Here is a 24,715-nt window from a genome sequence, read left to right on the forward strand (position 1 = left end):
GTTGAACAGAGGGCCCCCTCCCTTCTTGCGATGATCTGGCGGTGACCACCAGACAGCAGCCCCCAGCTCCGCCGTCCCACCCGCCGCACGGGCACTCCCACAGCCACGGCCCAGCGGCGCCTGTCTCCCGGCATCTGCGCAAGGTGATCGCGGCCGTCCTGATCCCGTTCTCGGTCGCGGTCGTCGTGGGCCTCGCGGTGCTCTGGCCGGGCGGCGCACCGCCGCACGAGCGCAGCGGCGTCGGCTTCGACCGCCAGACGCAGCAGGCCACGGTCACCCGCGTCGAGAAGGTCGATTGCTCGTCCGTGCACGCCCAGGGCCAGAGCCCGACCGGGGACCCCACGGCGCAGCAGGGCACCACGGGCGAGCAGAAGACCAGTGGCACCTGCGAGAACGCGACGATCCGGATCGACGGCGGCAAGGACAAGGGCCGCACGTTCACCGAGGTCGTCCAGCCGGATTCACCGCGGCAGTTGCACGAGGGTCAGAAGGTGATCGCCGCCTACGCGCCGGACGCACCCAAGGAGTTGCAGTACTCGGTCACCGACGTGAACCGCAAGGTTCCGATGGTGCTGCTGGCCGGAATCTTCGCCCTGGCCGTGGTCGTGGTGGGCCGGATGCGCGGCGTCATGGCACTGGTCGCGCTCGCGATCAGCTTTCTGGTCCTGACATTCTTCATCCTGCCCGCGATTCTGCAGGGGTCGAACCCCCTGGTCGTCGCGGTGGTCGGAGCCAGCGCGATCATGCTGATCGCGCTCTACATGTGTCACGGCCTGACGGCCAGAACCTCCGTCGCCGTGCTCGGCACCCTCGTATCGCTGTTGCTGATCGGCCTGTTGGGCTCGCTGTTCATCGGCTGGGCGGCCCTGACGGGCAACACCGACGACAACACAGGGCTGATCCACGGCCTGTACCCGGACATCGACATGAGCGGTCTGCTGCTCGCCGGCGTCATCATCGGCTCGCTCGGCGTGCTCGACGACGTGACGGTCACACAGACCTCCGCCGTGTGGGAGCTGCACGAGGCGAACCCGACGCTGGGCCGACGCGCCCTGTACCGGGCGGCGATCCGCATCGGCCGCGATCACATCGCGTCCGTCGTCAACACGCTCGTCCTGGCCTACGCGGGCGCCGCGCTGCCGCTGCTGCTGCTCTTCTCGATCGCGCAGAGCAGCGTCGCCGACGTGGCCAACAGCGAGCTGGTGGCCGAGGAGATCGTGCGGACGCTGGTCGGCTCGATCGGCCTCGTCGCCTCGGTGCCGGTGACCACCGCGCTGGCCGCGCTCGTGGTCTCCGCCGACCGCCCGGACACACGGGACGACCGCCCGGGGACACGGGAGCCCGCGAAGGCCGTTCCTGCTCCTGGACGCGGTGGCGGAGGCCGGCGGCGTAAACGCTGAAAGGCGCGGAACTGCTCGGGTGCACCGCGCTGCTGAAGCGTTGCGTCTGGTCCGGCGGCGTACGCACCATCTGGTGTCTCGTGCGCCGTCTGCTGTCGTGCGGGCCGATGGGGAGTCAGCCCGCGCTCTGCTCCTCGGCGAGGATCCGGTCGAGCGCCTCGTCGAGGTCGGACTCGAAGTCCGCGCCCGTCTCCTCCTGGCCCAGCGGGACGAGCTTGTCCGTCCGGTCGAGGAACGCGACGAGCGGTGCGACTCCGGCCCGGAACAAGGCCTGGTCCGCCCCGACCTGGAGCCTGATGTGCACCTCTCCCGGCATCTCGCCGACGGCGCCGCCCACCCGCTCCACCGGTGTGACCTGTACATCCCCTTCGCCACTGGCCCCGTTGACCCCGTCGACGAGGAGCTCCCGGCCGAACGCCCAGGTCACGGGCGCGTCCCCGGGGAGATGGAAGGTCAGCCGCACGGCGTACGGATCGGTGGACTCGTACCGGAGCTCCACCGGAATGCGGAACGAGAGCTCCTCGGACACGAGGAAGCTCATCATGACCTCTGCTTGGACTGCTTGTACCGACTCGCGCATCGCCTACCCCGTCAACTTGCCGCCGATTGGCCAGGAATTGCCTACCTGGCAACTCCTCGCATCTTGCTCAACGTACACACAGGATTACAAGGAGTGAGTTTTCAAATGCTGATAGAGAAGGCGAGTGTTCCTACCAGCCTGCCGATCTCATGCTGCAACTGACGGGCTGTGGGCAGCAGTTTCTCCGCCTGATGGGAAGGGAGAGAAATGGCCAAGGTCGCCGCGGTCGACCCGATCGTCAGCGGGAACGCGGCACAGGCCGTGCCCAGCGCGTACTCCTGACGCTCGACGACCGGTTCCATGCGGCCCACCCGGCTCAGCTTCCGTAGCAGCGCGCGGTCGTCGCGGACCGAATACGGAGTGATGGACTGCGCCGGGTAGCGGTCGAGGTGGTCCTTGCGGGCCTCCTCGTCGAGCTGGGAGAGCAGGCACTGGCCGATGGCGTGGGCATGGCCGGTCTCCCGGAAGTCGGCCCACTCCTCGACGGCGGGATTGGCCGGGGTGTCGGCGACGGCGACGAGCTCGATCTCGCCGTCCCGGTAGACCGCGAAATAGACCGGGACGCCGATGGTGTCGCGCCAGTGCCGCAGCGCATCGGTGATCATGCTGCGACGATTCTGCTGTGCTCCGCTGCTGCTCAAACGCTCGGCGGCGTCACCGAAAACGAAGACGCCGTTCTCCCGGCGGAGATATCCCTCGTGAGCCAGCGTGCGCAGCAGGTGGTACGCGGTGGGAAGGGCGAGGCCGGCTTCCCGCGCGAGCTGCTTGGCCGGCGCACCGTCGTCATGGGAAGCGACCGCCTCGAGCAGTCGCATGGCCCGCTGTACGGAGCCGATGAGCGTCTGCGGGGCGGCGGCGGGTGCGGTATCGACCGTGGCCAAGGTTCACTCCCGATGCGCGTGGGGAACCCCCGCGTGTTCGAGGCTCGCAGGGGCTAAAGCCATCGAATTCCGGACTCTAACCCTTGGCCACCGATTGGCGCCTGCCGCGCAAGGAAACTTCCCCCGGTCGTGCGAAAGGTCGCGCGACGCAACGACCGGGATCCGCACACAAGTGCGCGCCCGGCCTCACCAGTCGCGGCTCCGCGACGACGAACCGACCATGAACTTCCGCACTACGTAGATGAGTCCACCCACCAGAGCGGCGAACACGAGCACCTTGAACAGCAAGCCGATCACAAAACCGACGACGCTCGCGATCAGGCCGCCGAACACGACGATGGCGATGACCGGCACCGCGACCCACTTCACCCACCACGGCATGTCCGCGAATATTTCTCGCACTGCCATCGCTCTCCTCCGTTGTCTCTTCGATGCTTCTGCTTCGAAGCTTCTGCTTCGGTGTTCCGCTTCGGTGTTCCACTTCGACGTTCTGCTTCGATGCTGGCACGTCGAAGGCCCGTGCGGGCCCTTCCGATCCCTTGTCCTCCCCTGACCCGCCCCCTAGGGAACCCCGAGGCGGGGCCCGTCCGCAGGGTCGACCCGTCAGCCCTCCGGAGGCGAGAAGACGACGAGAACGCGCAGGTCCTCACTGATGTGGTGGAACTTGTGCGCGACACCGGCCGGCACGTACACGACGCTGCCCCGGCCGACCTGAGTGGTCTCCATGCCGACCGTGATCGAACCGCGGCCGCTGACCACGAGGTAGACCTCGTCCTGGTTGTGCGGCTGCTGCGGGTCCTGTGTGCCCGCGTCGAGCGCGTACAGCCCGACCGACATATTGCGCTCCCGGAGGAACTGCAAATACGCCCCGTCGTTGGCGGCTCTCTCCGCCTCGAGCTCATCCAACCGGAACGCCTTCATCAGCCTCGCCCACCCCTGTCACCGATCATGTCTGCAACGATCAGACACATGATGAATTTCCTCGTCAAGACGATCGCCAACGCGGGCGCCCTGGCCGTCGCCGTCTGGGTGCTCGACAAGATCACCCTCACCGGCGACAGCACCGGCAAGAAGATCGGCACGCTGATCCTCGTCGCCCTCATCTTCGGCCTGGTCAACGTGATCGTGAAGCCGATCGTAAAGCTCCTGACCTTCCCGCTGTTCATCCTCACGCTCGGCCTGATCACGCTGATCGTGAACGCCCTGATGCTGCTGCTGACCTCGTGGCTGGCCGACCAGGTGGACCTGAGCTTCCACGTCGACGGCCTCTGGACCGCGATCCTCGGCGGCCTGATCGTGTCCATCGTCTCCTGGGCGCTGAACGTCGTGCTGCCCGACGGCAAGGACTGAGAGCGGCCGAGAATGACCTACCGCGTCTGTTTCGTCTGCACCGGCAACATCTGCCGCTCTCCCATGGCCGAGCACGTCTTCCGCGCCCGCGTCGAGGAGGCGGGGCTCGACGGCCTCGTCGCGGTCGACAGCGCGGGCACGGACGGCTGGCACGAGGGCGACGGCGCCGACCCGCGCACCGTCCTCGTCCTCACCGAGAACGGCTACGACTCCGAGCACACGGCCCGCCGGTTCCACCGAGACTGGTTCGCCCGCCTCGACCTGGTCGTCGCCCTCGACCACGGCCATCTGCGCACCTTGCGCCGCCTGGCTTCGACGCCCGAGGACGCCGAGAAGGTACGCCTGCTGCGTTCCTACGATGCCGGGGCCGACGCCTCGGACCTGGACGTCCCCGATCCGTACTACGGCGATCTGGGCGGCTTCGAGGAGTGCCTGAAGATGGTCGAGGCGGCCTCGGACGGCCTTCTCGTATCCGTGCGCGAAACAGTGGGAGGACGGGACGCATGACGGAGCCCTCGGCACAGGAGCCGGGAACGGAGCCATCGGCGCAGGAGCCGTCGACTCAGAAGCTGTCGGCGCAGGAGCCCGGAGACGGCACGCGGGCGGTCCGGGCGGGTCTGCCCGAGCCGGTCAAGAACGAACCGACCCTGCCGGGACCGGTGTTCGCCGCACACTTCCACCTGCCCGGCGATGTGTCGGGGCCCTATGCGTACGGCCGCGACGAGAACCCGACGTGGACGCATCTCGAGCGCGCCATCAGCGAGTTGGAGGCTCCGGGGCGCTCCGGCGTGGAGACGCTGGCCTTCGCCTCCGGCATGGCGGCGATCTCCGCGGTCCTCTTCTCGCAGCTGCGCGCCGGCGACGCGGTGGTCCTGCCTGCCGATGGCTACCAGGTCTTCCCGCTCGTCCGCGAGCAGCTCACGGCGTACGGGATCGAGGTGCGCACCGCGCCGACCGGCGGTGACGCGCAGCTCGACGTGCTCGACGGGGCGCGCCTGCTGTGGCTGGAGACGCCGTCCAACCCCGGCCTCGACGTCTGCGACATCCGGCGCCTCACCGACGCCGCCCACGCGCGCGGGGCGCTCGTCGCCGTGGACAACACGCTCGCGACGCCGCTCGGGCAGCGCCCGCTGGAGCTCGGCGCGGACTTCGCGGTGGCCAGCGGCACCAAGCAGCTCACGGGCCACGGAGACCTCCTGCTCGGCTACGTCGCGTGCGCCGACGCCGAGTTGATCGCCTCGGTGAAGCGCTGGCGCAAGATCGTCGGAGCGATTCCGGGGCCGATGGAGGCCTGGCTCGCGCACCGGTCCCTCGCCACGCTCGAGCTGCGCGCCGAGCGGCAGAGCGCCAACGCGCTGGCCGTGGCGCAGGCGCTGCTGGAGCGCGAGGACGTCGCCGGGGTGCGTCATCCTGGTCTGCCCGGTGACCCGTCCCATGACGTCGCCGCAGGTCAGATGCGGCGGTTCGGCTGCGTGGTCGCCTTCGAGCTGCCCTCGCGCGCCCGGGCCGAGCGGTTCCTGGAAGCCCTGACCCTGGTGGACGACGCGACGAGCTTCGGCGGCGTACGGTCCACCGCCGAGCGGCGCGGGCGCTGGGGCGGGGACGCCGTCACCGAGGGCTTCATCCGCTTCTCGGCGGGCGCCGAGAACACCGAGGACCTGGTGGCGGACGTGCTGCGGGCGCTGGACGGGGCCTGAGACCGGCACTGAAGCCGGGTGGCTAGTACCGCGCTACGTACAACGGACGGTCCGAGCCTCCCCCCTCGTGGCTCGGACCGTCCCGGTTCTCACGCGCGAAGAACCGCGCGAACAAGGCTAGTTGACTCTGTGTCAGTGTCCAATCACGGTAGCGACAGAGACCTATCGACTTATTTATAGTTGGGCGCGCCCGGAGGTTGGGGAGGGAGGCGTGCCGCGATGGATCTCGCGTTGCTGCGCACCTTTGTGACGGTGCATCGCGCCGGTTCGTTCACCCGCGCCGCCGCTCTGCTCGGCCTGTCCCAGCCGGCGGTCACCTCCCAGATCCGCACGCTGGAGCGGCAGTTGGGGCGCCCGCTCTTCCTGCGCCAGGCGCGCGGTGTGACGGCCACAACGATCGCCGACGAGCTGGCCCACAAGGCGGCTCCGCATCTCGACGCCCTCGTGGAGATCGCCGAGGCCGGGCTCGGCGAGGAGTTCGCCATACGCACCCTGCACCTGGCGGGGCCTCCGGAGTTCACCGCGGAGCGCGCCCTGCCCGCGCTGACGGCCCTGACGCGGGACGACGGGCAGAGCATCGCGTTACGGACGAGCTTCGGCACGGCCGAGGAAACCCTGGAGGGGCTCGCCGCGGGGCATCACGATCTGGCCATCGCGACGGCCCGTCCGCGAGGCGCCCTGCACACGGCGACTCCGCTCTGCGACGAGGAGCATGTGCTGGCCGCCGCCCCGCGCCTGGCCGCCCGGATCGGCCGCGGCATGCTGCTGCACCGCGACGCGGCGCCGTCCCTGGAAAAGTTTCCGGTGGTCGAGGTGCACGAGTCGTTGCCCCTGGTCAGCCGCTACTGGGCCGCCGTCTTCGACTCCCGGCCCGCTGTCTCCGCCACGGTCGTCGTGCCCGATCTGCGCGCGGTGCTCGCCTGTGTGATCGCGGGTGCCGGACTCGCCGTCCTGCCGCGCTATCTGTGCGAGGAGAACCTGGAGCGCGGGGAGATCGTCGCCCTGCTCGACCCGCCCGTACCGCCGCTGCGTACGTATTTCCTGGTGGTTCGCACCGGCACACTGGCCATGCCGCACATCGCGCGGGCGCATGAGTGGCTGCTGCGCGCTGCCGTCGACTGGTCGTGATCGGGACGCCGAGCGATACGGGATGTTTCACGTGGAACCAGCCGGGCCACATTTCTCCCATGACCGTCCGACCCGTGGTCAAGCGCACCGCACGCGCCGTCCTGCTGGATGGCGACAACCTGATCCTGATCAAGCGGACCAAGCCCGGCGTCGATCCGTACTGGGTGACTCCCGGTGGAGGGGTCGAGCCGGAGGACACGACCGTCGTGGACGCCCTCCACCGCGAGGTGCACGAGGAACTCGGCGCCAAGATCGTCGACGTGGTGCCCTGCTTCGTGGACACCGTCGAGCACATCGGCGAGGACGGCGGCGCCACCGGCGTGAAGGTCCAGCACTTCTTCGTCTGCCGCCTGGAGTCGATGGACACCGCCGAGCGGCACGGGCCCGAGGTCGAGGACCCGTGCGGCAGTTACGAGATCGTGCGGGTGCCGTTCACCCGCGTCGGTATCGCTTCGGTGCACCTGGTGCCGCTCTCGCTGCGTCACTACCTGGACGGCAACATCGAGGGCGTACGGGCGATGCACGCGCCTGACCTCGGTTAATACTTCGCCGAAGCGGAAGGCGCCGTACGGGGCTCAGTCCGCCGCCGCGACCAGGTCCTCGACCGAGTCGTGCCGGATACGGCTGCCGGGGATACCGATGCGCCGCAGGGTGTCGATGCTGCTGCGGATCATGCCGGGCGGCCCGGAGAGATACGCGTCGTACTCGTTCCAGGGGCCGTACTCCCGTACCGCGTCCGGCAGCTGGAGGTGGGCCTGCTGGTCGACGACGGGCCGCACCGAGAGCCACGGGTGACTCTGCGAGAGTCGCAGCATCGTGTCGATGTCGTACAGATCGTGGTTGGTGCGAGCGCCGTAGAAGACCTCGACCGAGCGCTGGTGCCCATGCTCGGCCACGTCCTCGACGAGCGCCTTGATGGGCGCGATGCCGGTGCCGCCACCCAGGCAGAGCAATCCGCTGTCGGTGGTGTGGTCGACGGTCATGGAGCCGGCGGGCGGTCCGAGGCGCAGCACGTCTCCGGGGCGGGCCCGGTGCACCAGGGCGTTGGAGACCCAGCCCGCCGGGACCGCCTTCACGTGGAACGAGAGCAGTCCGTCGGATCGGGGCGCGGACGCGAACGAGTAGTGCCGCCAGATCCGCGGCCACCAGGGCGTCTCCAGCGTCGTGTACTGCCCGGCCAGGAACGGGTAGGGCTGATCGGGCCGCACCGTCACCACGGCGATGTCGGGCGTGCGCAGGTCGTGCGAGACGACCTCGGCCATCCACCAGGCCGGGGCCTTCAGCTCGTCCTCGGCCGCCGCGTCGATCATGACCTGGGAGATCGTCGTGTACGTGCGGACCCAGGCGGCCTCGGTCTCCGCGTTCCACGTGGTCGTGGCGTACTGGGTGAGCGCGGCGATCAGGCACTCGCCCACGGCCGGGTAGTGGTCGGCCTGCGTGCCGTACTTACGGTGACCGCGCCCCAGGTTCTTCAGGTACGCCACCAGGACGTCCTTGTTGTCGATGTGCTCGGCAGCGGTCAGCAGTGCCTTGAGGAGCCGGTCGCGCTGGGTGTCCATCGCCGCGGGGAAGAGCGGGCGCAGTTCGGGGTGGCGCACGAAGAGCAGCGCGTAGAAGTACGAGGTGACCCTGTCCGCGACGGGACCGATCTCCTCCATCGTGCGGCGGACGAGAATCGCGTCGGGGGATGCATGCGTGGGAGCGGTACGCGCGGAGGCGGCCACGGGGCCAGGCGCCTCGGCGGCGCGCGGCGGGGCGGGCCGCTGTGTCTGCTGCGCGGCCGGCGCCTGACGCGGCTCCGGTATTCGGTGCTCCTCCTGCGTCGCCTCCTGGCCGGAATCGGTGGTGGGCGGCTGCGGGGCCGGGGCCGTGCGCGGCGTGAACCAGCCGCCCCCACCGTCCGAACCGTCAGAACCGGAACCGGCCGACGGCGTAGTGGTCGGAGCGTCCATGCTGTGCCTCGCCTCGAACATATTTCGGTCGGTCAACGTACTCCCGAGCTGTTCCACGCCCGGAATCTGTGGGCTTTCCCCCGCGCCTCGACAACAATGCAGTCCACATTGAACACTGCATTCCGGACGGCTACTGACAAGTAAGGCAAGAGTGTGACATTGTCCGCAGTCCCCTCACCGCAGCCTGCCACCCGGTGTCATTGCCCAGAACGCAAAGCGGAAAGTGCAGGTCTTCGATCTCTCCGTCCCGTTAGGCTGCGTGGGCCTGCGCGCACCACGGGCTTCCCCTCGGCCTTCTTCGGCCACCCGGTGCGATCCGGACCCGACGATACCGGCCGCCGCGAAGCCGACAACCCCCTACCGGCATAACTGCGGATTAAGCGAACCTCGGCCACTTCGTAAATTCCTCAATTAGCGGTCTCGGCGCACCAATTCGCGCGCCCTGCGCCGTCGAGCGCGGGCGAGAGCCGACCTCCCGGAGCCATGTTTCACGTGAAACTCCCGGCGCGACCGAAAGCCTTGGGGGCACTCTCCACAAAGCGGTGGACGCCACGGGGCGAAGTCCGACAGCCTGACCTGCGTGTCGACACCTTCCCTCTCCGACCTGCCCATCCGTCGCCTCACCCCGCGCGATGTCCTCACGTGCGCCGACCTGTCCGAGAACCGGGGCTGGCCCCGTGAGGAACACAAGTGGCGGCTCCTGCTCTCCGCCGGTACCGGCTACGGCATCGAGGACCCCGACGGCGGTCTCGTCAGTGCCTGCGTAGTGACCGATTACGGCCCCCGGGAGCAGCCCGAACTCAGCGCGATCGGCATGGTCCTGGTCGCCGAACAGCATGCACGACAGGGCATCGGCAGACGTCTGATGCGCCACGTCGTCGAGCGGGCCGGCACGACACCGCTCACCCTCCACGCGACACCGTACGGGCGGCCGCTCTATGAGGAGTTGGGCTTCAAGGTCACGGGACGGGCCGAGATGGTGCGCGGCCGATTCGCCGCAGGCGGGCCGCTGCCCGATGTCACCACCCGCGCGGCCACGGCGGAGGACCTCACGGCGATCCTCGACCTGGACGCGGAGGTCTTCGGCCCGGACCGTACGCATGTCATCACGCGACTTCCGGCTTTCGCGGACCAGTTGCGCGTGGCGGTGGACGGTGGAGCCGGTGGGCGCGGTGGCGGGCTCATCGGCTTCGCGGCCGCCTGGCCCAACGAGGGCACCCACGTCGTCGGTCCTCTCGTCGCCCGCGACACCGCGACGGCGCAGGCCCTCGTGGCTTCGCTCGCGGCGGGCACGGAGCGGCCACTGCGCACCGACATCGACGTGCGCCATGAGGAGCTGCTGGCGTGGCTCAAGGAGCGCGGGCTCGAGACCGTCGGCCTCAACGCGGTGATGAATTACGGGGCTTCGGACCTGCCCGGCGACTGGACCCGCCGCTTCGCACCGCTGACCGTGGCCGCGGGCTGATACACGTCCGCCCCAAGCTCCGCTGTGCTGCGGCGACTTGGGGCGGACTTATGGCGTGCCTCTGCTGCTATGCGAGGGCCTCCACGGCCGCGGTGGCGAAGCCGTGGTCCTGCTCGGGGGCGCCGCCACCGACACCGATGGCGCCGATGAGCCGCCCGTCGCGGTGGACCGGCAGGCCGCCGGCGATGAACAGCAGCGGCCGGTCCAGCGCGGTGGGCAGGGTGTGGAAGGGCCCCTCGGGCTTGACCAGGTCGACGAGGTCGGCAGTGGGGGCGTTCAGCTGGAGCGCGGTGTACGCCTTGCGCGTGCTGGTCTCGCCGGAGATGAGGACGGCGCGGTCGTCGCGACGGAAGGCGAGGAGGTGACCGCCCGCGTCGAGGACGGTGACGCTGACGGTGACTCCGGCCGCCTCGGCGGCGAGGCGAGCGGCGGAGACCAGGGTCTCGGCGTCCTGCGTGCTGAGCGGGGTGACAGCGGTGGTGCTCATGAGGTGATGCTCCTTGCGGGGTGGTGCTGAGAGGGGCTGTGGGGCGGGGACGTCGTCGGCCCCGTCGACCGGGGTGCGGGTCAGCGGTGGGCCGGCTCGGTGCGCGGCTGCTCGGTGGCCGCCACGATCAGGCTCGGGGCGGGCGAGCGGCGCTCGAGGGTCGCGGACAGTACGGCCAGGACGAGGGCTCCCGCGGCGAGCACGGCACCGACCCAGTTCGGGGAGGTGTAGCCGAGGCCCGCGGCGATCACCATGCCGCCGAGCCAGGCGGAGAGGGCGTTGCCGAGGTTGAAGGCGCCGATGTTGACGGCAGAGGCGAGCGTCGGGGCGCCGGAGGCCTGGTCGAGGACGCGCTTCTGCAGCGGCGGCACTGTCGCGAAACCGAACGCGCCGATCAGCACGATGGAGATCGCGGACAGCACCTGGTTGTGCGCGGTGACCGTGAACAGGGCGAGCACGAGGGCGAGCGCGGCCAGCGATACGTACAGCATGGGCATCAGGGCGCGGTCGGCGAACTTTCCGCCGACGAGGTTGCCGGCGACCATGCCGAGGCCGAAGAGGACCATGAGCCAGGTGACGGAGCCGTCCGCGAAGCCGGCGACGTGCGTCATCATCGGCGCGATGTAGGTGATGGCCGCGAAGACGCCGCCGAAGCCGAGCACGGTCATCGCCATGGCGAGCACGACCTGCACGTTCTTGAACGCGGCCAGTTCGTGACGCAGCCGCACGCCTTCCGGCTTGGGCAGGTCGGGCACGAGCTTGGCGATACCTGCGAGGCCGATGACGCCGAGCGCGGCGACGACCGTGAACGTCACGCGCCAGCCGACCGACTGGCCGATGAACGTGCCGAGCGGGACACCGACGACGTTGGCGACGGTCAGGCCCGTGAACATCATGGCGATCGCTCCGGCCTTCTTCTCCGGTGCCACCAGCTCGGCCGCGACGACCGAGCCGATGCCGAAGAACGCGCCGTGGGCGAGCGAGGCGACCACGCGGCCGATCAGCATGACGGCGAAGACGGGCGCGATGGCGGACAGCAGGTTGCCGACGATGAAGAAGCCGAGCAGCAGCATCAGCATCCGCTTGCGCGGGATCCGCGTACCCAGGGCGGTCATCAGCGGAGCGCCGAACATCACACCGAGCGCGTAACCGGTCACCAGATAGCCGGCCGTGGGGATGGAGACGCCGAAGTCACCCGCGACCTCTGGGAGCAATCCCATGATCACGAATTCCGTGGTTCCGATACCGAACGCCCCGATCGCGAGGGCGAGAAGCGCGAGAGGCATGGAGGGACCCCTTCCAGACTATTGCGGGTGCGCTTTACGAGACCTCACAATAATTGCAGACGCTGGTTAATTGCAAACGCGGGCAACCCCGAGCATCGACTACCCTGGGCTGAGCCGCTCCGGGACGGAGGAACCACGAGCCATGACTGCTACAGACCCCGCACTGACCGCCCTCTCGCAGGGCTGGTGCGCGCTTTCGCTGCTGCACGGGAAGATCGAGTCCCACATCGAGCGCGCACTGCAGGCCCACCACGGGCTGAGCGTGCGCGAGTATTCGCTGCTTGACGTCCTCAGCCGTCAGCACGACGGGGAGGGCGGCCACCTTCAGATGAAGCAGGTGGCCGACGCCGTCGTCCTGAGCCAGAGCGCGACCACGCGCCTGGTCACGCGGCTCGAGGAGCGCGGCCTGCTCTCCCGCTACCTGTGCCCGACCGATCGTCGGGGCATCTACACGAACGTCTCCGAGGCCGGGTTCACCCTGCTCGAAGAGGCCCGCCCCACGAACTCCGCGGCGCTGCGGGAAGCCCTCGACGCCGCTGCCGAGAACCCGGACCTCGCCCCCCTGGTCAAGGCGGTCGAGGGGCTGCACGCGGTCGCCTGACCGGGCCGAGCACAGTCGGCGGGAGGCCCCGCATAGGCTGCGGCCCATGGGAGATCTTGAGATCAGGCCGGCCGCGGCCGAGGACATTCCGGAGATCGTCGCCATGCTGGCGGACGACCCGCTGGGCGCCCAGCGGGAGTCACCGGAGGACCTCACGCCGTATCTCGCCGCGCACGCACGCCTGACGGCCGACGCGAATCAGCACCTCGTCGTCGCCGTGCGCGAGGGCCGCGTCGTCGGCACGCTGCAACTGAGCATCATCCCCGGGCTCTCCCGGAAGGGCTCCACCCGCTCGATCATCGAGGCCGTCCGCATCCACGCGGACGAGCGTGGCAGCGGCCTCGGCACACAGCTCATCGAGTGGGCCGTCGACGAGTCCCGGCGCCGGCACTGCCAATTGGTGCAGCTGACCTCCGATGCCACGCGCACCGACGCCCACCGTTTCTACGAGCGGCTCGGCTTCGTGGGCTCCCATCTGGGCTTCAAGCTGCAGCTGTGACCGGGGCCGGGAGCGGGCCCCGCGTGGCGATCGGTCGGCTGTTTCACGTGAAACAGCCGATTCACGTGAAACAGCTGGCCGATGGCGCCGCGCATCACCGCGGAATGCCCCGCCACCCCTCCGGATCCACCCCACCAGGAACCGGCCCGTCCGCCGGATACGGCTCCCGCGTGAAGACGAAGGAACCGAGGTCGAGGTGGCTCACCGCCCCGTCGTCCCGCCGGACGGCCCGGAGCAGCTCTCCCGCGTAGTAGCCGTCGAGCCCGGTCCAGGTGCCGTCCCCGTTCGACCGGAACCGGGAGCGTCGCCCGCCCCCGGCCGCCGGCCCCAGCTCCACTGCGCCGTCGGCCGCCAGGCGCAGCACCACGGCCTGTGTCCCCCAGTACCAGGGCCCCACCAGCTCCAGTTCGGACGCCTTCACCTCGGGGAGCGGCCGCCACGGCTCGGGCAGCCTCGGCTCGGCCTCGGCGACGATCGCCAACAGCTCGGCGGCCAGCGTCGCCACGGGCAGCCCCGTCGTGCAGTTGGCGAGAGCGACCGCCACAAGGCCCTCTTCTTCGCACAACCACAGCCCCGCCACGAACCCCGGCAGCGAGCCGGTGTGACCGGCCAAGGTGAGACCGCCACCCCGCACCACCTGCATGCCGAGCCCGTACGAGGCCTCCCAGTCGCCGGGCAGCGTCGGCGCGGCTGGGGTCCGTAGCTCCCTGACGGAGTCCGCACTCAGCACTCGGTCGTCTCCGGCCGTGAGGAAGGAGGCGAAGACGGCCAAGTCCCGCGTGGTGGACCACAGTTGACCGGCAGGTGCCATCAGGCCCAGGTCCTCGCTCGGCTCCGGAAGCAGCACATCAGCGTACGGGTGCACGGCCCAGCCCCCGGCGTGCGGGTGCTGCGGTTGGACGCTGGTGCGGGTCAGCCCCAGCGGTTCGAGGATCTCGTCACGCAGGGCCTCCTCCCAGGACACCCCGCGCACCGCCTCGACCAGGGCGCCCAGGAGCGTATAGCCGGGGTTGGAGTAGTGGTGGCGACGGCCGACGGGGTGCCGGAAGGGCTGCTCGCCGAGGACGTCCGCGAGGGTCGGACGACGGCTTGCGGGGCTCCGCTCCCACCATTCCCCCGGAGTCTCCGCCGCCAATCCGCCGGTGTGGGCGAGCAGTTCGGCGATGGTGACCGTGCCAGCGGCGGTGCCGGACAGATGCTTCTCCAACGGGTCCGTCAGGTCGAGCAGCCCTTCGTCGCGCAGCCGCAGCACCAGCACGGCCGTGAACGTCTTGGTGATCGAACCGATCCGGTACTGCACGTGCTCGTCCGGCCCGTGCCCGTCCACCGAGGTACGCGATCCGGTCCACACCAACTCACCGTCCCGCGCGACCGCGGCCACGAGTGAGGGCGCCCGCCCCTCGCTCTGGGCTACGGCGATGCGGTGGAGGAGGGCGCGACGCGTGGTGGGCAACAGCTCTTCCGGGGATGTCGTCATGGACCCAGTCCATCCCGGCCGACGATCACCGTCGAGCGGTTTTCACCGGAGGCTGATCTTCTCCTCCGGTGATCCTCCGATCAGGTCTGCGCCATGTCCACGAAGCGCGAGTAGTGGCCCTGGAAGGCGACGGTGATCGTGGCCGTCGGACCGTTACGGTGCTTGCCGACGATGATGTCGGCCTCGCCCGCGCGCGGAGACTCCTTCTCGTACGCGTCCTCACGGTGCAGAAGGATGACCATGTCGGCGTCCTGCTCGATGGAGCCGGACTCACGCAGGTCGGAGACCATCGGCTTCTTGTCCGTGCGCTGCTCGGGGCCACGGTTCAGCTGGGAGAGCGCGATCACCGGCAGCTCCAGCTCCTTGGCCAGCAGCTTCAGGTTTCGGGACATGTCCGAGACCTCCTGCTGGCGGCTCTCGGAGCGCTTCGAGCCACCGGCCTGCATCAGCTGCAGATAGTCGATGATCACGAGCTTGATGTCGTTGCGCTGCTTGAGCCGGCGGCACTTCGCGCGGATCTCCATCATCGACAGGTTCGGGGAGTCGTCGATGTACAGCGGCGCGGCCGAGACCTCGGGCATCCGGCGCGCGAGCCGCGTCCAGTCCTCGTCCGTCATCGTGCCGGAGCGCATGTGGTGCAGGGCCACGCGCGCCTCGGCCGACAGCAGACGCATCGCGATCTCGTTGCGCCCCATTTCGAGGGAGAAGATGACGCTGGGCAGGTTGTTCTTGATCGACGCGGCGCGCGCGAAGTCCAGCGCCAGCGTGGACTTACCCATGGCGGGGCGGGCCGCGATGACGATCATCTGGCCCGGGTGCAGACCGTTGGTCAGCGAGTCGAAGTCGGTGAAGCCGGTCGGCACACCGGTCATCTCGCCGCTGCGCGAACCGATCGCCTCGATCTCGTCGAGCGCGCCCTCCATGATGTCGCCGAGCGGGAGGTAGTCCTCGCTGGTGCGCTGCTCGGTGACCGCGTAGACCTCGGCCTGTGCCCTGTTGACGATCTCGTCGACGTCGTCGTCGCCCGCGTATCCCATCTGCGTGATCCGCGTGCCCGCCTCGACGAGACGGCGCAGTACGGCGCGCTCATGGACGATCTCCGCGTAGTACTCGGCGTTCGCCGCCGTCGGGACCGTCTGCACGAGGGTGTGCAGATACGATGCGCCACCGACCTTGTTGATCTCGCCGCGCTTGGTGAGTTCCGCGGCGATGGTGATCGGGTCGGCCGGCTCGCCCTTGGCGTAGACGTCGAGGACCGCCTGGAAGATCGTTTCGTGGGCCGGCTTGTAGAAGTCGGCCCCCTTGATGACCTCCACGACGTCGGCGATCGCGTCCTTCGACAGGAGCATGCCACCGAGCACGGACTGCTCGGCATCCAGATCCTGCGGCGGGACGCGCTCGAAGGTGGCAGGGCCCTCGTCCCAGCCGCCGCCCTCGCTGCCCCGCTCGTGCTGATCGCCCTGGCCTCGGCCACCGCCCCGGAACGGCCGGGAAGCGGGGAGGCGATCGCTGGGACCGTCGTCGGCCCAGGGGTCGTCCAATGGCTCGGAGATACTCACCGGGCCGCCTCCTCCCGTCCGCCGAGCGGACCTCGCCGTACCCCTCATTCCTACGGCACGACACTGACAAATAAGAGGCCCAACTCCGCTTCTGACGCGTCGGATTTGTGAGGTTTCCGAGGTCGCGCGACACGGTGGGCGCCGCACCACGGTAGGCCTGTCTGCACCGTCAGCCAATCTGGTTATCCACAGGCGGTGTGGATGACGGGCCCCTCGCTGTGGAGAACCAGGTAAAACCTGTGCACGACACGGTGGACAGGCCTGTGAACAAGCCCTCAGGCTATTCCATACACACACTCTGACCTGCGGCTTTCCCGTCCACCGGCTGTGCAGAAGAAAAACTTTCCCAGTCGGCCCAAGATCTCCGTCGACCCCGCCGTGCGACACGCGGAAGACCTGCACAAGTAAGGGTCACTATCGCATTGCATCTCTTACCTGTGGAAGATTAGATTGGTGCCCATGACACAGGCTCCCGCGACACCCAAGGCCGCCCGACGCCGGCACGACCGAGAGATCGTCGCCCTCGCCGTCCCCGCCTTTGGCGCACTCGTCGCCGAGCCCCTTTTCCTCATGGCCGACAGCGCCATCGTCGGCCATCTCGGCACCTCACAGCTCGCCGGACTTGCCGTCGCCTCGGCCCTGCTGCAGACCGCGGTCAGCATTTTCGTCTTCCTCGCCTACGCGACCACCGCTGCGGTTGCCCGCCGCGTCGGCTCAGGCGATCTGAAGTCCGCCATCCAACAGGGCATGGATGGCATCTGGCTCGCCCTGTTCCTCGGAGCCGTGGTCGTCGCGGTCGCCCTGCCCACGGCCCCGGCGCTGGTCGAGCTCTTCGGCGCTTCCGACACGGCGACGCCCTACGCGATCACCTACCTGCGCATCTCCTCGCTCGGCATTCCCCCGATGCTCATCGTCCTCGCCGCCACCGGTGTGCTGCGCGGGCTACAGAACACCAAGACCCCTCTCTATGTGGCGGTCGCCGGCTTCGTAGCCAACGCCGGGCTGAACGTCGCGCTCGTCTACGGCGCCGGTCTGGGCATCGCGGGTTCGGCCTGGGGCACCGTCATCGCCCAGGTCGGCATGGCCGCCGTCTATCTCGTCGTCGTGGTCCGCGGCGCCCGCCGTCACGGGGCTTCGCTGCGTCCGGACGCAGCCGGCATCAGGGCCTGCGCCCAGGCAGGCGCGCCCCTTCTCGTCCGTACGATCTCGCTCCGGGCGATCCTGATGATCGCGACAGCCGTCGCGGCCCGGCTCGGTGACGCCGATGTGGCAGCGCACCAGGTCATCCTGTCGCTGTGGAGCCTGACGGCCTTCGCCCTCGACGCCATCGCCATCGCCGGTCAGGCGATCATCGGCCGCTACCTCGGAGCGGACGACGCTCCGGGCGCGCGGGCCGTCTGCCGACGGATGGTGGAGTGGGGGATCGCCGCGGGAGTCGTCCTCGGCGTACTGATCGTCATCGCCAGGCCACTGTTCGTCCCGCTGTTCACGAGCGATCAGCTCGTGCAGGACGCCGCCCTGCCCGCCCTCATCGTCGTGGCCCTGGCCCAGCCCATTTGCGGGATCGTCTATGTCCTGGACGGTGTCCTCATGGGCGCGGGCGACGGGCCGTATCTGGCCTGGGCCATGCTGGTCACCTTCGCCATCTTCACGCCGGTGGCGCTACTGGTCCCCGTCCTCGGCGGTGGTCTCACCGCGGTGTGGGGCGCGATGGCGCTGATGATGACGGTACGCATGATCACCCTCTGGACCCGCTACCGCTCAGGACGCTGGGCCGTGACAGGCGCGACGCGCTGACTCGAAGCGGGCTGTTTCACGTGAAACGCGGAGAGCAGCCACTGCGCTGTTTCACGTGAAACGCGGAGAGCAAGCGTGTGGGGCCGCACCCCGAAGGGTGCGGCCCCACATGTGCTTCAGCGCTGCTCAGGGCAGTGCTCAGGCAGAGACGACCTCGATGTTGACCTTGGCGGCAACCTCGGGGTGCAGACGCACGGAGGCCTCGTGGCCACCGAGCGACTTGATCGGCGAGCCCAGCTCGACACGACGCTTGTCGACCTTCGGGCCACCGGCAGCCTCGATCGCCGAAGCGACGTCGGCCGGGGTGACGGAACCGAAGAGACGACCGGCGTCGCCGGAGCGGACGGCCAGACGGACCGCGGTGCCCTCGAGCTTGGCCTTGATCTCGTTGGCCTGCTCGATGGTGGCGATCTCGTGGATCTTGCGGGCGCGGCGGATCTGCGCCACGTCCTGCTCGCCACCCTTGGTCCAGCGGATCGCGAACTTCCGCGGGATCAGGTAGTTACGGGCGTACCCGTCCTTGACGTCGACGACCTCGCCGGCGGTGCCGAGGCCAGAGACCTCGTGGGTCAGGATGATCTTCATGTTTCGGTCACCCTTTCCTTATCGCGCGGTGGACGTGTAGGGCAGCAGCGCCATCTCACGGCTGTTCTTCACGGCCGTGGCGACGTCACGCTGGTGCTGCGTGCAGTTGCCGGTCACGCGGCGGGCACGGATCTTGCCGCGGTCGGAAATGAACTTCCGCAGCATGTTCGTGTCCTTGTAGTCCACGTACGTGACCTTGTCCTTGCAGAAAGCGCAGACCTTCTTCTTAGGCTTGCGCACAGGCGGCTTCGCCATGGTGTTTCTCCTGTGTGATCAAGAAGTGTGGGGTGCGAACCCAGCCCTGAAAGGGAGTGATCCCTAGAAGGGGGGCTCGTCCGAGTAGCCGCCGCCGGAGCCGCCGGAGCTTCCGCCCCAGCCGCCACCGCCGCCGCCCTGCTGGCCGCCGCCGGCCGGCGCACCGGTCGCCCAGGGGTCGTTGGCCGGGGCTCCGCCCTGGCCACCTCCCTGACCGCCCTGCTGGCCGCCGGGGCCGCCGCCCCAGCCGCCACCGCCGCCGCCCTGCTGGCCGCCGCCGAATCCGCCGCCGCCACCCTGGCCGCCACGACCGGGGGTCTTGGTGACCTTGGCGGTGGCGTAGCGCAGCGAGGGGCCGATCTCGTCGACCTCGAGCTCCACGACCGTCCGCTTCTCGCCCTGCTGGGTCTCGTACGAACGCTGCCGCAGACGTCCCTGAGCGACGACGCGCATACCGCGCGTCAGCGACTCGGCGACGTTCTCCGCGGCCTGACGCCAGATCGACGCGCGGAGGAACAGCGCATCGCCGTCCTTCCACTCATTGGTCTGGCGGTCGAACGTCCGGGGCGTCGACGCGATCGTGAAGTTCGCGACGGCCGCGCCGGACGGGGTGAAGCGCAGCTCGGGGTCGTCGGTCAGGTTTCCGACGACGGTGATAACGGTCTCGCCTGCCATGGGGGAACCTCTCGGCGGGTTTGCTGCTGGCTGCTTGCTGCTACTCGAATGCTCGACCCGACGTACTCACTGAACTAGGAAGTTCAGTGGGTCTCGGGACGGAGGACCTTGGTCCGGAGGACCGACTCGTTCAGGTTCATCTGGCGGTCGAGCTCCTTGACGACCGCAGGCTCGGCCTGCAGGTCGATGACCGAGTAGATGCCCTCGGGCTTCTTCTTGATCTCGTACGAGAGACGACGACGGCCCCAGGTGTCGACCTTCTCCACCTTGCCGTTGCCCTCACGGACAACAGACATGAAGTTCTCGATCAGGGGGGCGACAGCGCGCTCCTCCAGATCGGGGTCGAGGATGACCATCACCTCGTAGTGACGCATGTAGAACCCACCTCCTTTGGACTCAGCGGCCACGGTCGTTCCGTGGCAGGAGGGTTGTTATGCGTGAGCAACGGTATCGGCCACCACTGACAATCGGGTCCCGCCGAGCGGATCCGCCCTGATCAGTGGAGTGAGCCCCTGGTCGGGGGCGTGAACAGACACCGGTGCAGACCGTACAGACTACCCGCACCTCTGCTTCCGGTTGAAATCCGGCAGCCCGGGGACGCAATCTGTACACATCGGGTGTGTACGGCGCTACGATGCGCCGCTTCCGCAGGAGGTGCCCCCATGGCACAAGTAATGCGTCCCAACAGCACCGCTTCCTCCTCCCTTTTCGCCACGGACGGCAAGCCCCACCCGCTGCCGGATTCCCTGCTCGGGGTGACCGTGGTGCTCGGAGCGATCGCGATCATCACCTCGCTCTGGCCCGGACTCCATCTCCTCAGCTCCTGGGCAGGGCTCGTCGGCATCATGACCGGGGCCTACGGCCAGTTCGTCTCCGAGACGACCCGTGAACGATTCGGCCTGATCCTGGGCCTGGGGGCGTCGGCCATCGGCTTCTTCATCGGCATGGCCCACGGCGGCCTCTTCGGCGGCGTCATCGGCTGAGGCGGCCCTCCTCGGAAGCCGCCGCGGGGCAGCCTTCACCACCGACCTCCCATACGGCCGGTCGGGGCGCTCACAGGGCGCAGTAGGCTTCGGCGCGAGAGCCGGAGCCCCTGTACCCATGGGGACACACCAGCCCGAGGAGCGCCCCGAATGAGCCTGACCCTGAGGACCATCAGCCGAGAGCAGCATCTGGCATACATCCAGAGCCTGCCCTCGGCGAGCCACATGCAGGTTCCCGCATGGGCAGATGTGAAGGCGGAGTGGCGCTCCGAGCACCTGGGCTGGTTCGACGAGCGCACCGGCGAGATGGTCGGTGCGGGCCTCGTGCTGTACCGACAGCTCCCCAAGATCAAGCGCTACCTCGCGTACCTGCCCGAGGGCCCGGTCATCAACTGGTACGCCCCGAACCTCGAAGAGTGGCTGCGCCCGATGCTCGCGCATCTGAAGCAGCAGGGCGCCTTCTCCGTGAAGATGGGCCCGCCGGTCATCATCCGCCGCTGGGACGCGCCCTCCATCAAGAAGGGCATCCAGGACGCGGATGTGAAGCGCCTGCGCGACATCGAGGCGGACCACATCGAGCCGCGCGCCTTTGAGGTCGCCGACAAGCTCCGCCGCATGGGCTGGCAGCAGGGCGAGGACGGCGGCGCCGGCTTCGGCGACGTACAGCCGCGCTATGTCTTCCAGGTGCCGCTCGCGAACCGCTCCCTGGAGGAAGTGCACAAGCAGTTCAACCAGCTGTGGCGGCGCAACATCAAGAAGGCCGAGAAGGCCGGCGTCGAGGTCGTCCAGGGCGGCTACCAGGACCTCGCCGAGTGGCAGCGCCTGTACGAGATCACGGCCGTGCGCGACCACTTCCGGCCGCGCCCGCTGTCGTACTTCCAGCGCATGTGGACGGCCCTCAACACCGAGGACCCCAACCGGATGCGGCTCTACTTCGCGCGGCACAACGGCGTGAACCTCGCGGCGGCCACGATGCTCGTCGTCGGCGGGCACGTCTGGTACTCCTACGGCGCCTCCGACAACATCGGCCGCGAGGTGCGCCCGTCCAACGCCATGCAGTGGCGGATGCTGCGCGACGCCTACGCGCTCGGCGCCACCGTCTACGACCTGCGCGGCATCTCCGACTCGCTGGACGAGACCGATCACCTCTTCGGCCTGATCCAGTTCAAGGTCGGCACGGGCGGCCAGGCAGCCGAGTACCTGGGCGAGTGGGACTTCCCGCTCAACAAGCTGCTGCACAAGGCGCTCGACATCTACATGTCGCGTCGCTGAGCACCCGGCACAATCTGATCTAGCTCCGTACTCTCCACGAAAGGTTCCGGGACCGGCCATGGCGCTCACGCTCTACGTCGACACCGCGCGCTGGCGGGCACACCACAAGCAGGTGCTCGAGCAGTTTCCGGGGCTCGTCCCCGTCTGCAAGGGCAACGGCTACGGATTCGGCCACGAACGGCTCGCGGAAGAGGCGACCCGCTTCGGTACCGACGTCCTCGCCGTCGGTACCACGTACGAGGCCGCCCGGATCAAGGACTGGTTCAGCGGTGACCTGCTGGTCCTGACGCCGTTCCGGCGCGGCGAGGAGCCGGTTCCGCTGCCCGACCGCGTCATCCGCTCCGTCTCCTCCGTCGACGGCGTGCACGGCCTCGTCGGCGCCCGCGTGGTCATCGAGGTCATGTCCTCGATGAAGCGGCACGGCGTCACCGAGCAGGATCTGCCGCAGCTCGCACACGCCATACAGGACGTGCGTCTCGAGGGCTTCGCGATCCACCTGCCGCTCGACCGCACCGACGGCACGGACGCCGTCGAGGAGGTCATCGGCTGGATGGACCGGCTGCGCGCGGCCCGCCTTCCGCTGCACACCATGTTCGTCAGCCACCTGAAGGCCGACGAACTGGCGCGTCTGCAGCAGCAGTTCCCGCAGACCCGCTTCCGTGCGCGCATCGGTACGCGGCTGTGGCTGGGCGACCACGAGGCGACCGAGTACCGCGGCGCCGTCCTGGACGTCACGCGCGTCGCGAAGGGCGACCGGTTCGGCTACCGCCAGCAGAAGGCCCCCTCCGACGGCTGGCTGGTGGTCGTGGCGGGCGGTACGTCGCACGGTGTGGGCCTGGAGGCTCCTAAGGCCGTGCACGGCGTCATGCCGCGCGCCAAGGGCGTCGCACGGGCCGGCCTGGCGACGGTGAACCGGAACCTGGCGCCGTTCGTCTGGGCGGGCAAGCAGCGCTGGTTCGCCGAGCCGCCGCACATGCAGGTGTCGATCCTGTTCGTGCCGTCCGACGCCCCCGAGCCGCAGGTCGGCGAGGAACTGGTGGCCCATCTTCGGCACACCACCACGCAGTTCGACCGGATCGTGGATCGCTGACCACTGAGCGCGCCTCTACGTAGGGGCGCGCCTGGTCTACGTAGGACATACGAAAGCGGGTCGGGCGCCCTTGAGGTGCCCGACCCGCTTTTCGTTGCCTTCAACGAGCGCGTTCGCTCACAGTGAACTCCCGGGCGCCCGGCCCCAGTCGACCGCCGCCGGCCCTTCCGCGGTACGGGCCGCGTGCCGGTGCCGCCGCGGGTGAGCCGCCTGCCCCAGTACGAAGACGTCCTTGGCGCCGTCCAGGACGCCGCCCGTGGGGTCGTCCTCGCCGGAGCGGCGCACCACGTCCCGGTCGGGCAGCCAGATGTCCCGCACGATGACCGCGCAGATGTAGAGCGTGCCCAACAGGTGCGCCGCGATGACCAGTTGGTATCCGTCCTCGGGCAGTCCCTGGTGCTTGTCCCCGCTCGTCGTGTACGCAAGGTACAGCCAGATCCCCAGGAAGTACGCGACCTCGCACGCCTGCCAGATCAGGAAGTCCCGCCACTTGGGGCGCGCGAGCGCGGCGAGCGGGATCAGCCACAGGACGTACTGCGGCGAGTAGACCTTGTTGGTGAGGATGAAGGCCGCGACCACCAGGAACGCGAGCTGTGAGAAGCGCGGCCTACGGGGTGCGGTGAGCGTCAGCGCCGCGACGCCCAGGCAGGCGAGCACCATCAGCGTCGTGGCCAGGGTGTTGACGACGTTGGTGTCGAGGGGCGTGTCCCGGTGCTGGGAGATGATCAGCCAGAAGGAGCCGAAGTCGACTCCGCGCTCCTGGCTGAACGTGTAGAACTTCGACCAGCCCTCGGGTGCCAGCATCATCACCGGCAGGTTCACGGCCAGCCAAGAGACCGCGGCGCCCAGGGCCGCCCTGCCGAACTCCCGCCACTTTCCGGCCCGCCAGCACAGCACGAAGAGCGGTCCGAGCAGCAGCACCGGGTACAGCTTGGCGGCCGTCGCGAGCCCGAGCAGCACGCCGAAGGCGAAGGCCCTGCCCCGCGACCACATCAGCATCGCGGCCGCCGTGAGCGCCACCGCGAAGAGGTCCCAGTTGATGGTGGCGGTCAGCGCGAAGGCGGGCGCCAGAGCGACCAGCAGGGCGTCCCAGGGGCGCCTGCGGTGGGTGCGTGTGACACACACGGCGATTACCGCCGCGCAGATCATCAGTATCCCGGCGTTGACCATCCAGTACACCTGCTCCTGGTGCTGGATGGAGCCGCTGCCCGGCGTCAGCCACGCGGCGACCTCCATGAACACACCGGTGAGCACCGGGTATTCGAGGTAGTCCATGTCGCCGGAGAGCTTGTCGAAGTACGGCACGAGGCCATCGGCGAAACCGCGTCCCTGGTAGAGGTGCGGGATGTCCGAGTAACAGGCGTGTGTGTACTGGGAGCTGGCGCCGTAGAACCAGGCGCCGTCATAGCAGGGAAACTTCTGGACCATGCCGAGCGCGAACATGCCGAGCATGACCAGTGCGATCACCCGTGCGGGCGTCCACCTCGAGACCCCGAGCAGGGCGCGTCGCCCGATGGGCCCGCCGATGAACTCGGCTCCGGCGGCCGCGACCTCGTCCTCTCTGGTCGGCCGTACCTGCTCCGGCTCCGGCTGCTGCGGGTTCGTGCTCGTCGTCTCTGCACTGGGCATGCGGCACATCCTGCCGTACGAGCCTGAGAACGGGGCGAGGGCCGCCACACCCGGTGGGTGTGACGGC

At 69.0% G+C, this 24,715-nt stretch carries 27 protein-coding genes; 13 read left to right on the forward strand and 14 right to left on the reverse strand.

What is annotated here, in order from left to right; all coding sequences use genetic code 11:
- Positions 1-41 precede the first annotated feature (41 nt).
- Entirely contained in the window at positions 42-1,400 is a 1,359-nt protein-coding gene (locus ACOKM3_RS21585) for a YibE/F family protein (protein WP_426902703.1), read from the forward strand.
- Between the two features lie 115 nt (positions 1,401-1,515).
- Here the strand turns inward: ACOKM3_RS21585 and ACOKM3_RS21590 are convergent, their stop codons facing one another.
- The 4 genes from ACOKM3_RS21590 to ACOKM3_RS21605 form a co-directional block, all read right to left on the reverse strand.
- Positions 1,516-1,980, reverse strand: a complete 465-nt coding sequence (locus ACOKM3_RS21590) for an SsgA family sporulation/cell division regulator (protein ID WP_385758954.1) — start codon at positions 1,978-1,980, stop codon at positions 1,516-1,518.
- Positions 1,981-2,081: 101 nt separating this feature from the next.
- The gene (locus ACOKM3_RS21595; protein ID WP_426902704.1) at positions 2,082-2,861 is read right to left on the reverse strand and encodes an IclR family transcriptional regulator; all 780 of its coding nucleotides are present in this window, start codon (positions 2,859-2,861) and stop codon (positions 2,082-2,084) included.
- Between the two features lie 186 nt (positions 2,862-3,047).
- On the reverse strand, positions 3,048-3,263 hold the full coding sequence (locus tag ACOKM3_RS21600) for a DUF5326 family protein (RefSeq protein ID WP_266718729.1): 216 nt from the start codon (positions 3,261-3,263) through the stop codon (positions 3,048-3,050).
- Positions 3,264-3,464: 201 nt separating this feature from the next.
- A complete protein-coding gene (locus tag ACOKM3_RS21605; protein WP_426902705.1) occupies positions 3,465-3,782 on the reverse strand; it encodes a cupin domain-containing protein in 318 nt (105 codons plus the stop codon).
- Positions 3,783-3,830: 48 nt separating this feature from the next.
- On the opposite strand from ACOKM3_RS21605, the gene ACOKM3_RS21610 reads away from it, so the two are divergent.
- The 5 genes from ACOKM3_RS21610 to ACOKM3_RS21630 all read left to right on the forward strand — a co-directional run bounded on the left by ACOKM3_RS21610 (position 3,831) and on the right by ACOKM3_RS21630 (position 7,578).
- Entirely contained in the window at positions 3,831-4,211 is a 381-nt protein-coding gene (locus ACOKM3_RS21610; protein WP_426902706.1) for a phage holin family protein, read from the forward strand.
- A 12-nt stretch (positions 4,212-4,223) separates the two neighbouring features.
- Positions 4,224-4,718 (forward strand): low molecular weight protein-tyrosine-phosphatase, encoded by a 495-nt coding sequence (locus ACOKM3_RS21615; RefSeq protein WP_426902707.1) that lies wholly within the window; start codon positions 4,224-4,226, stop codon positions 4,716-4,718.
- On the forward strand, positions 4,715-5,908 hold the full coding sequence (locus ACOKM3_RS21620) for a cystathionine gamma-lyase (RefSeq protein WP_426902708.1): 1,194 nt from the start codon (positions 4,715-4,717) through the stop codon (positions 5,906-5,908). Before ACOKM3_RS21615 ends, ACOKM3_RS21620 begins: the two co-directional genes overlap by 4 nt.
- A gap of 219 nt (positions 5,909-6,127) precedes the next feature.
- A complete protein-coding gene (locus ACOKM3_RS21625; protein ID WP_426902709.1) occupies positions 6,128-7,036 on the forward strand; it encodes a LysR family transcriptional regulator in 909 nt (302 codons plus the stop codon).
- A 59-nt stretch (positions 7,037-7,095) separates the two neighbouring features.
- On the forward strand, positions 7,096-7,578 hold the full coding sequence (locus ACOKM3_RS21630; RefSeq protein WP_426902710.1) for an NUDIX domain-containing protein: 483 nt from the start codon (positions 7,096-7,098) through the stop codon (positions 7,576-7,578).
- A 33-nt stretch (positions 7,579-7,611) separates the two neighbouring features.
- Here ACOKM3_RS21630 and ACOKM3_RS21635 read toward each other — a convergent pair whose 3' ends face one another.
- Complete coding sequence (locus ACOKM3_RS21635; protein ID WP_426902711.1) at positions 7,612-8,988, reverse strand: globin domain-containing protein; 1,377 nt, start codon at positions 8,986-8,988, stop codon at positions 7,612-7,614.
- 580 nt (positions 8,989-9,568) lie between these two features.
- Here ACOKM3_RS21635 and ACOKM3_RS21640 point away from each other — a divergent pair.
- Positions 9,569-10,453, forward strand: a complete 885-nt coding sequence (locus ACOKM3_RS21640) for a GNAT family N-acetyltransferase (protein ID WP_426902712.1) — start codon at positions 9,569-9,571, stop codon at positions 10,451-10,453.
- Positions 10,454-10,520: 67 nt separating this feature from the next.
- On the opposite strand, the gene ACOKM3_RS21645 is transcribed toward ACOKM3_RS21640, so the two are convergent.
- Together ACOKM3_RS21645 and ACOKM3_RS21650 are read right to left on the reverse strand one after the other, a co-directional pair.
- Positions 10,521-10,940: a GlcG/HbpS family heme-binding protein gene (locus tag ACOKM3_RS21645; protein WP_385758982.1), complete on the reverse strand. Its 420-nt coding sequence runs from the start codon at positions 10,938-10,940 to the stop codon at positions 10,521-10,523.
- Positions 10,941-11,020: 80 nt separating this feature from the next.
- Positions 11,021-12,226 carry an MFS transporter gene (locus ACOKM3_RS21650; RefSeq protein WP_426902713.1) on the reverse strand — a complete coding sequence of 402 codons (1,206 nt, stop codon included), beginning with the start codon at positions 12,224-12,226 and terminating at the stop codon, positions 11,021-11,023.
- 142 nt (positions 12,227-12,368) lie between these two features.
- Between ACOKM3_RS21650 and ACOKM3_RS21655 the strand changes: the two genes are divergently transcribed.
- Together ACOKM3_RS21655 and ACOKM3_RS21660 are read left to right on the forward strand one after the other, a co-directional pair.
- Positions 12,369-12,827, forward strand: coding sequence for a MarR family winged helix-turn-helix transcriptional regulator (locus ACOKM3_RS21655; RefSeq protein ID WP_266712030.1), 459 nt, complete (start codon positions 12,369-12,371; stop codon positions 12,825-12,827).
- Positions 12,828-12,873: 46 nt separating this feature from the next.
- Positions 12,874-13,326, forward strand: a complete 453-nt coding sequence (locus ACOKM3_RS21660) for a GNAT family N-acetyltransferase (protein WP_426902714.1) — start codon at positions 12,874-12,876, stop codon at positions 13,324-13,326.
- Between the two features lie 94 nt (positions 13,327-13,420).
- On the opposite strand, the gene ACOKM3_RS21665 is transcribed toward ACOKM3_RS21660, so the two are convergent.
- Both ACOKM3_RS21665 and dnaB read right to left on the reverse strand, forming a co-directional pair.
- The gene (locus ACOKM3_RS21665) at positions 13,421-14,803 is read right to left on the reverse strand and encodes a serine hydrolase domain-containing protein (RefSeq protein ID WP_426902715.1); all 1,383 of its coding nucleotides are present in this window, start codon (positions 14,801-14,803) and stop codon (positions 13,421-13,423) included.
- Between the two features lie 80 nt (positions 14,804-14,883).
- Complete coding sequence (gene dnaB, locus ACOKM3_RS21670; protein WP_266712024.1) at positions 14,884-16,362, reverse strand: replicative DNA helicase; 1,479 nt, start codon at positions 16,360-16,362, stop codon at positions 14,884-14,886.
- Between the two features lie 459 nt (positions 16,363-16,821).
- Here dnaB and ACOKM3_RS21675 point away from each other — a divergent pair, with 459 nt between their 5' ends.
- On the forward strand, positions 16,822-18,159 hold the full coding sequence (locus ACOKM3_RS21675; protein ID WP_426902716.1) for an MATE family efflux transporter: 1,338 nt from the start codon (positions 16,822-16,824) through the stop codon (positions 18,157-18,159).
- 138 nt (positions 18,160-18,297) lie between these two features.
- On the opposite strand, the gene rplI is transcribed toward ACOKM3_RS21675, so the two are convergent.
- The 4 genes from rplI to rpsF all read right to left on the reverse strand — a co-directional run bounded on the left by rplI (position 18,298) and on the right by rpsF (position 20,048).
- Entirely contained in the window at positions 18,298-18,744 is a 447-nt protein-coding gene (rplI, locus tag ACOKM3_RS21680; protein WP_426902717.1) for a 50S ribosomal protein L9, read from the reverse strand.
- An 18-nt stretch (positions 18,745-18,762) separates the two neighbouring features.
- A complete protein-coding gene (gene rpsR / locus ACOKM3_RS21685; protein WP_003949403.1) occupies positions 18,763-18,999 on the reverse strand; it encodes a 30S ribosomal protein S18 in 237 nt (78 codons plus the stop codon).
- Between the two features lie 63 nt (positions 19,000-19,062).
- Positions 19,063-19,674, reverse strand: coding sequence for a single-stranded DNA-binding protein (locus ACOKM3_RS21690; RefSeq protein ID WP_266712018.1), 612 nt, complete (start codon positions 19,672-19,674; stop codon positions 19,063-19,065).
- A gap of 83 nt (positions 19,675-19,757) precedes the next feature.
- Entirely contained in the window at positions 19,758-20,048 is a 291-nt protein-coding gene (gene rpsF, locus ACOKM3_RS21695; protein ID WP_164559357.1) for a 30S ribosomal protein S6, read from the reverse strand.
- 288 nt (positions 20,049-20,336) lie between these two features.
- On the opposite strand from rpsF, the gene ACOKM3_RS21700 reads away from it, so the two are divergent.
- The 3 genes from ACOKM3_RS21700 to ACOKM3_RS21710 all read left to right on the forward strand — a co-directional run bounded on the left by ACOKM3_RS21700 (position 20,337) and on the right by ACOKM3_RS21710 (position 23,019).
- The gene (locus ACOKM3_RS21700) at positions 20,337-20,657 is read left to right on the forward strand and encodes a hypothetical protein (protein WP_426902718.1); all 321 of its coding nucleotides are present in this window, start codon (positions 20,337-20,339) and stop codon (positions 20,655-20,657) included.
- A gap of 150 nt (positions 20,658-20,807) precedes the next feature.
- Entirely contained in the window at positions 20,808-21,929 is a 1,122-nt protein-coding gene (femX, locus tag ACOKM3_RS21705; RefSeq protein ID WP_422408373.1) for a peptidoglycan bridge formation glycyltransferase FemX, read from the forward strand.
- 58 nt (positions 21,930-21,987) lie between these two features.
- Positions 21,988-23,019, forward strand: coding sequence for an alanine racemase (locus ACOKM3_RS21710; RefSeq protein WP_385759010.1), 1,032 nt, complete (start codon positions 21,988-21,990; stop codon positions 23,017-23,019).
- Positions 23,020-23,136: 117 nt separating this feature from the next.
- On the opposite strand, the gene ACOKM3_RS21715 is transcribed toward ACOKM3_RS21710, so the two are convergent.
- Positions 23,137-24,648: a glycosyltransferase family 87 protein gene (locus ACOKM3_RS21715; RefSeq protein ID WP_426902719.1), complete on the reverse strand. Its 1,512-nt coding sequence runs from the start codon at positions 24,646-24,648 to the stop codon at positions 23,137-23,139.
- Positions 24,649-24,715 lie beyond the last annotated feature (67 nt).

It is taken from the genome of Streptomyces nidicola (assembly GCF_050106155.1).
In the GTDB taxonomy this organism is placed as follows: domain Bacteria; phylum Actinomycetota; class Actinomycetes; order Streptomycetales; family Streptomycetaceae; genus Streptomyces.

Bases quoted from the DNA above. Each gene is read 5' to 3' on its own strand.
- ACOKM3_RS21590 (WP_385758954.1), bottom strand. From the start codon at position 1,980: ATGCGCGAGTCGGTACAAGCAGTCCAAGCAGAGGTCATGATGAGCTTC.
- ACOKM3_RS21605 (WP_426902705.1), bottom strand. From the start codon at position 3,782: ATGAAGGCGTTCCGGTTGGATGAGCTCGAGGCGGAGAGAGCCGCCAAC.
- ACOKM3_RS21610 (WP_426902706.1), top strand. From the start codon at position 3,831: ATGATGAATTTCCTCGTCAAGACGATCGCCAACGCGGGCGCCCTGGCC.
- ACOKM3_RS21615 (WP_426902707.1), top strand. From the start codon at position 4,224: ATGACCTACCGCGTCTGTTTCGTCTGCACCGGCAACATCTGCCGCTCT.
- ACOKM3_RS21620 (WP_426902708.1), top strand. From the start codon at position 4,715: ATGACGGAGCCCTCGGCACAGGAGCCGGGAACGGAGCCATCGGCGCAG.
- ACOKM3_RS21625 (WP_426902709.1), top strand. From the start codon at position 6,128: ATGGATCTCGCGTTGCTGCGCACCTTTGTGACGGTGCATCGCGCCGGT.
- ACOKM3_RS21630 (WP_426902710.1), top strand. From the start codon at position 7,096: ATGACCGTCCGACCCGTGGTCAAGCGCACCGCACGCGCCGTCCTGCTG.
- ACOKM3_RS21635 (WP_426902711.1), bottom strand. From the start codon at position 8,988: ATGGACGCTCCGACCACTACGCCGTCGGCCGGTTCCGGTTCTGACGGT.
- ACOKM3_RS21645 (WP_385758982.1), bottom strand. From the start codon at position 10,940: ATGAGCACCACCGCTGTCACCCCGCTCAGCACGCAGGACGCCGAGACC.
- ACOKM3_RS21650 (WP_426902713.1), bottom strand. From the start codon at position 12,226: ATGCCTCTCGCGCTTCTCGCCCTCGCGATCGGGGCGTTCGGTATCGGA.
- ACOKM3_RS21655 (WP_266712030.1), top strand. From the start codon at position 12,369: ATGACTGCTACAGACCCCGCACTGACCGCCCTCTCGCAGGGCTGGTGC.
- ACOKM3_RS21660 (WP_426902714.1), top strand. From the start codon at position 12,874: ATGGGAGATCTTGAGATCAGGCCGGCCGCGGCCGAGGACATTCCGGAG.
- ACOKM3_RS21665 (WP_426902715.1), bottom strand. From the start codon at position 14,803: ATGACGACATCCCCGGAAGAGCTGTTGCCCACCACGCGTCGCGCCCTC.
- ACOKM3_RS21675 (WP_426902716.1), top strand. From the start codon at position 16,822: ATGACACAGGCTCCCGCGACACCCAAGGCCGCCCGACGCCGGCACGAC.
- rplI (WP_426902717.1), bottom strand. From the start codon at position 18,744: ATGAAGATCATCCTGACCCACGAGGTCTCTGGCCTCGGCACCGCCGGC.
- rpsR (WP_003949403.1), bottom strand. From the start codon at position 18,999: ATGGCGAAGCCGCCTGTGCGCAAGCCTAAGAAGAAGGTCTGCGCTTTC.
- ACOKM3_RS21690 (WP_266712018.1), bottom strand. From the start codon at position 19,674: ATGGCAGGCGAGACCGTTATCACCGTCGTCGGAAACCTGACCGACGAC.
- rpsF (WP_164559357.1), bottom strand. From the start codon at position 20,048: ATGCGTCACTACGAGGTGATGGTCATCCTCGACCCCGATCTGGAGGAG.
- ACOKM3_RS21700 (WP_426902718.1), top strand. From the start codon at position 20,337: ATGGCACAAGTAATGCGTCCCAACAGCACCGCTTCCTCCTCCCTTTTC.
- femX (WP_422408373.1), top strand. From the start codon at position 20,808: ATGAGCCTGACCCTGAGGACCATCAGCCGAGAGCAGCATCTGGCATAC.
- ACOKM3_RS21710 (WP_385759010.1), top strand. From the start codon at position 21,988: ATGGCGCTCACGCTCTACGTCGACACCGCGCGCTGGCGGGCACACCAC.
- ACOKM3_RS21715 (WP_426902719.1), bottom strand. From the start codon at position 24,648: ATGCCCAGTGCAGAGACGACGAGCACGAACCCGCAGCAGCCGGAGCCG.